Origin of the sequence: Seleniivibrio sp., assembly GCF_021209385.1 — a bacterium.
Classification (GTDB): domain Bacteria; phylum Chrysiogenota; class Deferribacteres; order Deferribacterales; family Geovibrionaceae; genus Seleniivibrio.
On sequence record NZ_JAJOIL010000022.1, the window covers coordinates 33,026 to 44,225 of the forward strand.

Below are 11,200 nucleotides of genomic sequence, written 5' to 3' on the forward strand. Positions count from 1 at the left end.
ACGGGGCGTTTCATACGCCCCTTTTTTATTTCTGTTTATAAGCGTCATATTTCTGCGTTGTTCTCAAAAAAATATTGCTCATGTACAATTTTCGTACACTCCGCATATTTTTTTTCGCCCGCCTTGAACTATTCGCTTCTAAACAGAAATCGGGGAACAAGCGTACTCAACTTTTCAGATAATCTTCCAGCCCCGAAAACCTTTCCGTCTGCCTGTTAAGATATGTCTTGATTGCTGTTTCGCTTGATATCACGGTCAGCTTTTCCTTTGCACGCGTAACGGCAGTGTAGAAAAGTTCCCGTGTGGCAATGGGGGAGTCAGATTCGGGCAGAACCAGAATCACATGGTCAAATTCCGAACCCTGACTTTTATGCACTGTCATGGCGTAAACGTTCACCCATGAGGGCATACGCATCACGCCGACAGGTCTTTCCCTGCCTGCGAAATATGCTTTCATTCCGTCCCGTTTAACCACAAGTCCGGTCTCTCCGTTGAAAAGATTCATGGAGTAATCGTTCTCTGTTATCATAATAGGCTGTCCGTGAAAGTATTTTTCCGTACTGCTGCGCAACCCCTCACGGGAGAGAGCCGCCAGTGCAAAGCTGTTTATCGCCTGTGTGCCGAACCGACCTGTGACATTGGGGCAGAGGATTATTGATTTTGCCGCCGCCTCAAGCATCATTTGCGGGTCGCTTTCAGCTACGGTTTTTTTGTACAGATCAATGATGTATTTCCTGAAAAAGCCCATTATGTCGGTGTCTGACGGGATAAATTCGATTTTTTGTGTAGTGTCGTTACAGATAACATCCAGAGCAGTTTCGCTGTCGCCAACGCGGCATGCCTTCGCCAGTCTGCCTATACCCAGCGTATCGTCAAACCTGTGACTTTCAGTGAGTGCAACTGTAATGTCCGATATGCTCTGTCCGTTCGCTAAAACTTCTGTGTCGGCATATTTTTTTATTATCGATGCTCTTTCCTGTGAGAAAACATCTGTCTGGGAAGCTGTGCAGATGTCGCCCAGAACCGAGCCGGGCATAACTGATGATAGCTGGTCTTTGTCGCCCAGAAGAATCAGTCTTGCGTGAGGTTTCAGTGAGTTTACAAGTTCGCTCATCATTTTCAGGTCAACCATGGATGCTTCATCAACTATCACCACGTCGTATGACATGGGATATTCAGGGCTGAAACGGCTTCTGTCGCGGCTTCCGCTGGTACCCAAAAGCCTGTGCAGTGTCACGGCTTTCAGCCCGTCCGCTTCGTTTAGTGTTTCGTTCAGCCTGTTCGCTGCCTTTCCCGTCGGTGCGGTGAGCGCTATGTTCAGCGGAGTGTCCGAAAGGGCGTTGAGGATATTCAGCACCTTGCGGACGGTTGTGGTTTTGCCTGTGCCGGGTCCTCCGGTGATAACGCAGAAACCTGAAAGGCATGCGCAAAGAGCCGCCGCCTTCTGCATGTTTGCCCCTTCGCCGAATTCTTTTATGAGAAGCTCTTTCAGCTTTTCGCCGTCAGATATAGCAATTTCAGAGCTTTTTCTGATGAAATCTCCCACCAGCTTTTCACTTCGGTAGAACGCCGCCAGATACAGTCTTCCGCCTGTAAATATCACAGGCGCGCTTTCATCCTCCGCAATGGCACCGCTTGCAGCTATTTTTTGTATATTCTCTCTGGAAAAAGTCGTGTCCAGTTCTTCTTTAAAGTCTTTATAAAAAGGCAGAATATCTATTCTGTCGGTTTTAAGGCATGTGTGTTCGGTTGAAACGGCATAGAACAGCACGGCGAAGAACAGGTGTGCTTCTGGGCAGTCGAAAACTGCGCACATCTGTTTTGCAAACTGCACGTCTATGTCGCGCAGTTGTCCGTTTTCGTATAAAACATCAGCCGTATTCATAATTCAACCGCCGTTTTTGCCATTTTTTCTATTATTTCGCGCTTCGGTTTATGCAAAAAGATGCCGTTATTGCCGGATTGCTCCACACCACGCATGAAAACGTATATCCCGCCGCCGATATGCCTGTCAAAATCGTAGTCCGGCAGGTATCTTGTCAGATGAACGTGCAGTGCCAGCGTATATATATAAAGCTGTAAGTAATAGTGGCTGTTAAGCATTTCGTCAAACATCCTGCTTTGGGAATAATCCTCTGCTTTGCCGCCTAAAAAGTTTGATTTCCAGTCCAGAATGTAAAATCTGTCGTCAGTTTTAAAAATCAGGTCGGCAAAACCTGTCAGAAACCCCTTAACAGCGGTGAAATCCAGTGTGGATGCCGCTTTCGCAAATTCCGTTTCGCCTGCTTCAAGGAAGATGTCAGCTATCTGCTTCGCATCGAAACGACAGGTGGAGAGATTGAACTCCATCTCGTGTACGAAATCTTCTCGGTTGATACCTGCAAGGGTGATGCCGTCTGTAAGTTCTTTGGTAAGAATGGTATGTATGTTATCCGCTACTGACGGAATGAATTTTTCGTCAAAAAAGTATTGTTTCAGCCTGTCTTTCACAATGGATTCGATGTCTTTTCTGTCTACGCTTTCAAGTGAGATATCTTCCATGCACTCGTGGAGACAGTTACCCGCCTTCGCGCCTCTGGGAAAGGTGAATATGCTGTAGCCGAAAGTTTTTTCCACTGTCTGCGGTGCGAACTGATCTGTGTCGCGGTCGGACGATGCCTTGTGAACCAGTCTGGAAAAACTGTTCATCTGCCAGCTTTCGCGTATCTGCCCGTTGAAAACACGGTTTTGTGTTTCCGGCGTCGGGCGTTCCGGTTTATAAATCTGAACAACAGTTTCGGGAAAAGGTTTCAGGTCGATATGTTCGCAGTCCGCCGCGAACTTTGCAACTGCCGCTGCGTTGTATTGTACATCTTTTCCCACAGCACCGTTTATCATGTAGCCCATGGACGACATATAGTGTGACGTAACAGGCGCAAACGCCGTATAACAAACGGTTTTTGCCCGTGTCAGTGCGACGTATGCCAGACGGAGAGACTCAGAAAGCGCCTCGGTATCGGCTGTTTTTTCTGCATCCGTGTTCGCCGCCATATCCATGACAAGTTCGCTCTCGTCGTTGTGATATTTCGGGAAGGATTTTCCGTCTTTCTTTTTGCCGTACATGAGGAACGGCGTAAAAACTATGTTGTATTCCAGACCTTTGCTTTTGTGAACGGTGGAGATATTTACTGCGTTGTCGTCGCTGTCCATCTTTTGCAGATATTCTTCTTCGCGTTCTGCGGATTGTGCTGATTTTTCCGTGAGCCAGAGAAGAAGCTGTGATGGCGAAGCTCTGTGTTCCGCCTCGTATTGCTGTGCCAGTTCGGTGAGATGGATGAAATTAGTGATTATCCGTTCGCCGCCGCGTCTTTTCGCCAGTCTGGTGAACATCGAATATTTTTCTGCCGCTCTGAAAAACACGGGCGCTATGCCCTTTGAGCGCATTATGTCCGAAAACTCGGCAAAATCTTCAAAAATACCGTCCATTCTGTCGGATAGGGTGAAAAGTTCCTCCGCGCTGAATCCGAAGATATCGGAAGCCAGTGCGGTTCTCACAGCTTTCTCTGAAAATGGCTGCACCAGAGCTGTCACGAAATGCGTTATCTGCTTCGCCTGTGCGGTAAAAAATACGTTCTCACCACCTGTGACGACGCAGGGGATGCGGAATCTTATGAGTGCGTTGCGCACCAGAAGAGCCTGCGGGTTGGTAAGGGTCAGAACAGCGAAATCCGAAGGCTGAACGGTTCTTAAACCGTTTTCGTCCTCAAGCTGTGCCTTTGTGTTCAGAAGCCTCGCAATTTCATATGCGCATTTTTCTGCTGTTTGCGCCGGATTCGGTTTTTCATCGCTGACATCATACCAGAGTGTCAGAGGTTTCCGTCTCTCTTTGTTCTCTATCAGCGATAGCGTATGTTTTCCCGCCGACGGGTTGTATCCTATCCTGTCGATGCAGAAAGGGTTCGGTTTGATAAAGAAACGGTTCACCGCCTCCACCAGACCTTTGTCGGAGCGGTGGTTAGTGGTGAGGGTGTATTGTTCCTCCCTGTCCTGAGCGGCTTTCAGATATGTAAATACATCTGCGCCGCGGAAGGCGTAAATCGCCTGTTTCGGGTCGCCTATCATAAAGAGAGGGCGCTTTGCGGGTGCGAAAGTTTCATGGAAAATGTCGTACTGGAGCGGGTCGGTATCCTGAAATTCATCTATCATGGCGGCGCGGTACTTTTTCCGCAGGGTCTCTTTCATGGACATGCCGCCTATGACCGCTGTCCGCATCCTGACTATCAGGTCGGTGTATGACTGGCTGTCCGCCTGCTGGTTGTAATCCTCCAGCGTTTCCATGCAATAGTCGTAGAATTCGCATTTTATCATGTCTCTGTAAGCGGACAGCATGGATTTGAGGGCTGTGCAGAGGTCGAGCCATGTTTCAACCGCGTTATAAAGCTCATGTTTCGGAGCTGTCTTATTCTTATTTAAACTGCTTTCAAGTTTTTGCGTTGTCAGCAGGTGGAATTTATAATCAGAGGGCGGGTCAACAGCCTTTGCAGGGGCAAGGTTCTGCAATCCTTCAAAAGCCTTTTCCACTGAACCTTTGGAATACGTTCTGCCGTTCATGTTTGCGTAGATTTCCTGAATCATCTGCGAAATATCACATGAGACGATCAGATGTTGCACCTGTGCGAATGACTTTTCTATCCTGACGGACATTTCTTCTATTTCGGATTCCGTAACAAAGGGTCGGTTGATGATCCGCATAGACGGATTTTCCATCATGTTTTTCACGAATTTGACCATGTTGTCGGGTGTTTCGCCCATCATAATCTCTGCGAATTCGGGTCTGATTCCATACATGCGTTTGCGCCAGTAGTCCTGAACCGGACGTTTCAGAAGCGAGGACGCATCACCTGCCAGCTTTGTTCCGAATGCGATGTTGCCGCCGAACGAGTTCTCTGTGAGCATTTTCTGGCAGAATCCGTGGATGGTGCTTATGCCGTTCATGTCGAAATCGCGTATCGCCGCGTCTATCTTCTGTTTTGCGTTGTCCGGCAGTCCTTTTGCCAGATAGTTCCTGACGAAGTCGGTTTTCGCCACGTCACCGCTCAGAGCCGCGCGCATTTCTATAAGACGTTCGTATATCTTTGTTTTAAGGTCTGCCACCGCCGCCTTTGTGAAGGTAACGACCAGAATCTGTTCAATGGTTGCGTCGGTCTCAATGAGCAGACGCACGGTGAGTGCGGTTATGGTGTAGGTTTTTCCGGTACCTGCGTTCGCCTCTATCAGGTGCGTACCGTCAAGCTGACAGTTGAGGATATCTATATTATTTATCTGCATTTTCTTTTTCCGGTGCGCCAAATACAAGTATGCCGTTTTTGGTCATTTCTTCCGCGTAGTCTTTATTACCGAAGCAGAGAGTAAATTCCTGCAATTCGCCATTTGTGTCGCCCTCTTTAACATCGGGGTAGAGCTTTTTATAAACGCCTTTGAACGCCTTAAAGCCGTCGTCAGGCGTGAAGCAGAAAGGTTTTTTAAGACCGTTCAGAAATATTTCCGCATAGGTCTGCAATGCATCTTTGTTGCAGTCAGCGCTCAGTTCCGTCCTGTCGCCCTCTATGTTTATGAGAATGGCTTTTATGTCATACCCTTTGTTCAGGAGGATAAGCTGGCGTATCCGCGCTTTAAGGAGGTCTTTCGGTTTCAGCGTTCCGTTCTTGGTGTATATCAGCCCGTCTTGGGTGATGTTGTCTATTCTGAAATTTATCCGCAAGCCGCCTACCGTTATGCTGTCGGTTATGCTTTCAGGCGTTCCGTGTGCTGTTACTGCCGCACAGATTTGTTCAGATTCTCTTGTTATCTTTTGTTTGTAGCCTTCGCCCAGCCCTCCTGCGGGTATCTGCGCCGTTGCCTGTGCGTATGCCAGCAGGTCGCCTGCATTCTCGCTGTTCAGCATCCTGCGGGTGGTTTCCTCACGCAGATTGTACTGCTGTAAACCGTCGAGAACCAGCCGTTCCGTGTCCGGCAGTGCTTCAAACTTGTCGGAAAGGTCAATGCCCAGAGTTGCGTTGAGAAAATATGCAGGCGGGTTCATGAAGAACCGCTCGAACGCTTCCAGTGAGACCTCTAAAGGCATTTCCGCAGGGAGTTCGCCAGCGCAGAAATCTCTCTCTTCATATTGTGTTCCGAACACCGATGCCGCCGCGAATCTTTCGGGGCTGTATGTAAAAAGTTTTCCGTCGCCTTTGAAATATTTCCTGCTGAAACTGTGCAGCGGATGCTCTGTAACTGCGTTTGTAATGCCGAAACGCTCTTTGAGGTGGCGCAGAAGTTCCGTCACGGCTATTGAAGGCACCAGAAGTCTGTTGTCGGTTTCGCTTCTGCCTGTGTAGCTCAGATAAAGTCTGTCCTTCGCGCTGATGAGCGTTTCGAGGAAAAGATATTTATCGCTCTCCCGCTGGGTTCTGTCGCCTTTTTCAGGTTTTGCGGAGATAAGGTCAAATTCGGGTTCCGTCTTAAGTCTGGGGAAAGCGCCGTCGTCCAGCCCCAGAATACAGATAACCCTGAAAGGGATGCTCCGCATGGGCAGCATGGCACAGAAGGTGGTTTTTCCCGTGATGAACCCTTTGGAGGTTTTTACCTCGTCGAGTTTGCCTGAGATCGTTTCGTATATCGGTCTGAACGGCATATTTATGCGGCAGTCTTCCGTTTCAGTGCGCACGTCGGCTATTATCTTTGCAATGTTTACGTTTTCGTCAGCGTATTCCGGCTCTGTGCTTAAAAAGCTGTCCGCCATTTCTGCAAGAATTGAACACCATTCGTCGGCTCTTCGTTCGCCGCCCAGTTTTTTTGAAAAACCAGTGCATAGTTCAACGAAGCGCATCAGACCGCCAAGTTGTTTCGCCATTGAGAAGGGAACGTCGTTTCCTGCGGCTTCGGCATATAGCGAGTGTCTGCCGCCTTCCGCAAGCCCCAGTGCAAGTCTGCGCATGGCTCTATCCCATGTGAAGGTTATGTCGGCTGTTATGCCCTCCGCGCGCATAGACTCTGCATCTATGCCCCAATAGGCACCGTTGCGCTCCAGAACCTGTGCCATGTCGCTGACACGGGTGATTGAGAATCTGCCTGATATTACGGGGCTTTCAATGAGCTTTACGACCGCAGACAGGCTGAATTCACCTGTCACTGCCGAAATAAGTTCCGAAAAAACGTTGGCGGCGCGGCTTTCTGTCTTAGCCGGGATATCCGCTATGGTGTAGGGAATGGTCTCCCTTTCACCGTACGGGTTGTCGAAAACTGCGCGGATGTATGGTGCATACCGCTGGATGTCCGGAGTCATCACCAGTATGTCGGCGGGGGTTATGGTTTCGTCACTTGCCATGGTTTCCAGCATGAAATCATACAGAACCTGCACTTCGCGCAGAGGGTTGTGGCATGAGTTTATGATTATGGAGCCGTCGGGCGTTATACCGTCCCTTTGTGCGAAGTCGTATATCTCCGCCTGTATGCCGCCGAGAAGGGTGTCTGCGGGCGGTTCGTCAAAGTATTCATATTTGATGTTTGCGTTGTCGTTTGCTGTGAGAAACTCGAAAAAGTCCCTGCCCATGGTGCCTAGGTTGTCCAGAAGTGGGTGGTTCTGGTACATCATAAGCTCGTCGCGGGTTTTGCCTGTGCGTTTTTCCGCATAGCTTATCTCTCTGTCGGACATGGAATCCCCAAAATATTCCGCCGACGGACAGAGCAGGTAAAGGTTAACGTCAGCGCCTTTGCTCACGGCGAAAAGCACTTCCATGAAGAATCGCGGGATAACGCTTATCCCGAAAAGATGCACTGTGTCCACATTGGCGAAGTTGACTTTTCCTGCGGAGCAGTCCTTCATGAAATTGTTGAGTACAAAGGTTTTGCATTGGTTCTTATTTGGGAATGCTTCGCTGAAAAGCCACGGCTGCCAGCTTTCGATGTTTTTTGTGCGTTCGTGTGCACTCTGCGTCAGCCAGTCCTTTACCATGGCGGGTCTGTATATCTGGTACTGGTCGAAGATATCAGCTATCTTCTGCGCCAGTCTGAAAGTTTTTATTTTGCGAGGGTCGTTGCTGATGTAGCTGATTATCTCGGTGTTTAAGCCGTTGTCTTTCGCCGCGGTGAGTATTTTATAGATGCGCCATGTTAGCTGCTGTCTGTCCACCCAGAGGTTTTCAGAGCCGAAGTGCCTTTCGGCAAGGCGCTTTATGAGGGCGGCTGGGAACAGATAGTCCAGATTTGCGCTGATGCCCTTCTGTTCGGCAAGTTTCAACCCTATCCAGCGCTGCATACCCGATGTCTGCACACAGACGACCGGTTTTTTGAGCGGATGCGCAGGGTCATAGAGCTTTTCGCTCATAATATTTATCAGATTTTTAAGATTGTTGCCTATATAAATGTTGAGCATTGACCGATTATATCTGTATAATCCGCCAAATGAAAGCATCTGTTGCCTGAGTTTTGCGATTTTTTTTGACGTTTGAGGTTGGTGTGCAATGCCCCTTTTAAAACCTGATAAGAACCTGAAAACCTTCATGAAACACAGACTTATCGGTTCCGATGAGAACCCGGAGTTTCTGTGTGCCGTTCTGCACGGCATACAGGATGCCGTTCTCCTTCACGATACCAAAGGAAACGTTCTCAGCTATAACGCTAAACTGCTATCACTCCTTGGCATCGAAGAAGAACAGATGTCTGAGATGGGAAGTTTTTTCGATTTCTCCGCAGATGACATAAACTCTCAGGCGGGAATGAAGTTCTTTGCGGATGCTGTTGAAGGGCGTGATCAGGTCTTCACATGGCAGATAAAAAGACCTTCTGATAATTATATTCTGGATGCAGAGGTGTTTTTAACCCGCATTAAATACGGCAGAAAATGGACTGTTCTTGCCACCATTAAAGATATTACGGACAAAAAACGCATCGAACAGGAGCTTGTCAACTCAGAAAAGAGATACAGACAGCTGGTGGAGTATTCCCCTGACGGCATCGTTATTCACAGGGATGGGGTTATAAAATACATCAATCCTGCCGGAGCCAGAATATTCGGCGGTGCGGCGGAGGATATTCTCGGCTGCGAGGTTCTGGATTTCTTTCCGGAAGAAAACAGACAGTCCATAAGTGACCGGCTGAAAAAGCTTTATCAGGAAGAGGCTTCCATGCCCGTTGCCGAGGCTAAGATGCTCCGCAGGGACGGACGCGTTGCCCATGTGGAGTTTGCCGCAATCCCTTTCAGCATGGACGGGCGCTCAGCTGTTCAGGTTGTGATACGCGATATCACACAGAAGAAGATTCAGGAAGAATATATCAGATATCTCGCACTGCACGACACGCTGACGGGACTGCCTAACCGCGATCTGCTTGCCGACAGGATAAGCCTAGCAGTTGAACGCAGAAAACGTGACAGAAAAAAACTGGCTGTTATATACATTGACCTGGACGGGTTCAAGCCTGTTAACGACACGCTCGGACATGCGGCGGGCGACATCGCACTTAAGATGATTGCCGGAAGGCTGAACGAGGCGATACGCAAATCAGACACTGCCGCACGCATCGGTGGTGACGAGTTTGTTGTTCTGCTGGAGGCGGTAAGCGAAATGGCAGAGATTGAAACCATTGCTAAAAGGGTTCTTGATGCCATAAACGAAGAACTTGTCATAGACAAAACTGTCTTTCATATAGGCGCTAGCATGGGGATAAGTATTTATCCCGACAACAGCAGAGATCACTTTAAACTTATGGCAATGGCAGACCGCGCAATGTATACTGCCAAGAACGGCGGAAAGAACAGGTTTATATTCAGCGGCGGGTGAAATGGGAAGAACTTACGAGATAGCCGACAATCTGGTGAAAATGGCGGAGAGACTGAAATACGGCGACCACAGCGCAAAAGATAAGGTGCTGGAATACGCCGGAAAACTCATCAGCGAAGAGTTCGGTCCCACCAGCATCTATATGCAGAAACTTGGCATGATCGTTTTCACTGCCAGAGATATGAGCGGGCTGTCGTTTGAAGACGCCAAAGAGGTTTCCAGAGATAAATATGTTTTTCAGGAAGGGGTGAAACGCCTCGTATCGCTTCTGGAACAGGTGCGCGGAGGCATAGGAGAACCTGCGAAGCTTGAGGGCGATTTCGTCGTCGTTCAGGCGCGGGACAAGAACAGCCTTGCCCGCATCACGGCATATATCAAAGCCAAAGGATACAACACCGTTGTCATCACGGACACGGACGACTGGAAGGAGAAGCTGGATGAGCTTTTGCCTTAAATCTGTCTTACCATCCGCATGTTGGGAACTATTATCCCTGCCATAAGCAGAATTACACCGAATATCTGAAATGCCGCAATCTCTTCCCCTAGAAAAATACCCGCCAGAAGAAGTGTTATCACAGGCTCAACCGAACTGAATATTGATGTGTAAGCAGCTCCTATCATCTTTAATGCGGCATAAAGAAAGCCCATTGCCATTGCCGAAGGGATAAGCCCAAGCGATAATACAAGCGCAAGCTGTTTTCCTGTTAAACTGTTAAAGTCTGCTCCACCGTTTAGAACGGTGTATCCTATCGCTGTGAAAAGCATTACATAGAATGTCGCAGCCGTTGAATTTTCAGTTTTTAGAATATGCTGTGTCACAACCAGATAACTGGAGAAAAGTACCATTGAAAGCAGTGCGAACATTATTCCGGTCATACTGAAACTGCGAAGGAAAGCGTCGTAAAACACAAGACAGCAGCCGCCCAATATCAGAAGAACCGACACGAGTGAGGACGAGCGGAATTTTTCACGCAGAAAAACCAGCGATAAAATAAGGACTGCAAGCGGATAAAGATAAAGTATCAGAGAGGCTGTGGACGCTGGGATGTATTCTATCGCTTTAAAAAAAGTGAGGCTTTGCCCCAGATAAAAGAACAACCCGATAAATGCAGATTTCAATACAAGCGATTTTTTAGGGCGCAAAACTTCTCTGTCAAAAACAACCAGAAATATAAATAAGATAAGTGTTCCGAAAATGAAGCGCAGAGTGAGCATCGGTACAGACTTAAGCCCCATTTCCATTCCAAGTTTGCCAAAAATAACCAGTGTTGCATAACATGTTGCGGATAATACCGCTACGGCTATTCCTTTGAACATAAATCATCCCCACAAGTGAAAAAATATGGATATTCTTATCCCGCATAAAAGTCAATATAATAGAATATTTTGAACCTGACTAT

6 protein-coding genes are annotated in these 11,200 nt (G+C 48.1%); 2 read left to right on the plus strand and 4 right to left on the minus strand.

Annotation, left to right across the window (positions count from 1 at the left end):
- Positions 1–166: 166 nt before the first annotated feature.
- Genes recD through recC form a run of 3 tightly spaced genes read right to left on the minus strand, consistent with a single transcriptional unit; the run spans position 167 to position 8,395 of the window.
- Entirely contained in the window at positions 167–1,885 is a 1,719-nt protein-coding gene (gene recD, locus LRY47_RS06505; protein WP_295223575.1) for an exodeoxyribonuclease V subunit alpha, read from the minus strand.
- Positions 1,882–5,307: an exodeoxyribonuclease V subunit beta gene (gene recB, locus LRY47_RS06510; RefSeq protein ID WP_295223576.1), complete on the minus strand. Its 3,426-nt coding sequence runs from the start codon at positions 5,305–5,307 to the stop codon at positions 1,882–1,884. The genes recD and recB overlap by 4 nt, the downstream gene beginning before the upstream one ends.
- Positions 5,294–8,395 carry an exodeoxyribonuclease V subunit gamma gene (recC, locus tag LRY47_RS06515; protein ID WP_295223577.1) on the minus strand — a complete coding sequence of 1,034 codons (3,102 nt, stop codon included), beginning with the start codon at positions 8,393–8,395 and terminating at the stop codon, positions 5,294–5,296. Before recC ends, recB begins: the two co-directional genes overlap by 14 nt.
- An 88-nt stretch (positions 8,396–8,483) precedes the next feature.
- On the opposite strand from recC, the gene LRY47_RS06520 reads away from it, so the two are divergent.
- Together LRY47_RS06520 and LRY47_RS06525 are read left to right on the plus strand one after the other, a co-directional pair.
- Entirely contained in the window at positions 8,484–9,800 is a 1,317-nt protein-coding gene (locus tag LRY47_RS06520; RefSeq protein WP_295223578.1) for a diguanylate cyclase, read from the plus strand.
- 1 nt (position 9,801) lies between these two features.
- Positions 9,802–10,254, plus strand: a complete 453-nt coding sequence (locus tag LRY47_RS06525) for a hypothetical protein (RefSeq protein WP_295223579.1) — start codon at positions 9,802–9,804, stop codon at positions 10,252–10,254.
- Here the strand turns inward: LRY47_RS06525 and LRY47_RS06530 are convergent.
- The gene (locus LRY47_RS06530; protein WP_295223580.1) at positions 10,251–11,117 is read right to left on the minus strand and encodes a DMT family transporter; all 867 of its coding nucleotides are present in this window, start codon (positions 11,115–11,117) and stop codon (positions 10,251–10,253) included. The genes LRY47_RS06525 and LRY47_RS06530 overlap by 4 nt on opposite strands.
- Positions 11,118–11,200 lie beyond the last annotated feature (83 nt).

Coding starts and splice junctions, on each gene's coding strand:
- recB (WP_295223576.1), bottom strand. CDS start 5,307: ATGCAGATAAATAATATAGATATCCTCAACTGTCAGCTTGACGGTACG.
- recC (WP_295223577.1), bottom strand. CDS start 8,395: ATGCTCAACATTTATATAGGCAACAATCTTAAAAATCTGATAAATATT.
- LRY47_RS06530 (WP_295223580.1), bottom strand. CDS start 11,117: ATGTTCAAAGGAATAGCCGTAGCGGTATTATCCGCAACATGTTATGCA.
- recD (WP_295223575.1), bottom strand. CDS start 1,885: ATGAATACGGCTGATGTTTTATACGAAAACGGACAACTGCGCGACATA.
- LRY47_RS06520 (WP_295223578.1), top strand. CDS start 8,484: ATGCCCCTTTTAAAACCTGATAAGAACCTGAAAACCTTCATGAAACAC.
- LRY47_RS06525 (WP_295223579.1), top strand. CDS start 9,802: ATGGGAAGAACTTACGAGATAGCCGACAATCTGGTGAAAATGGCGGAG.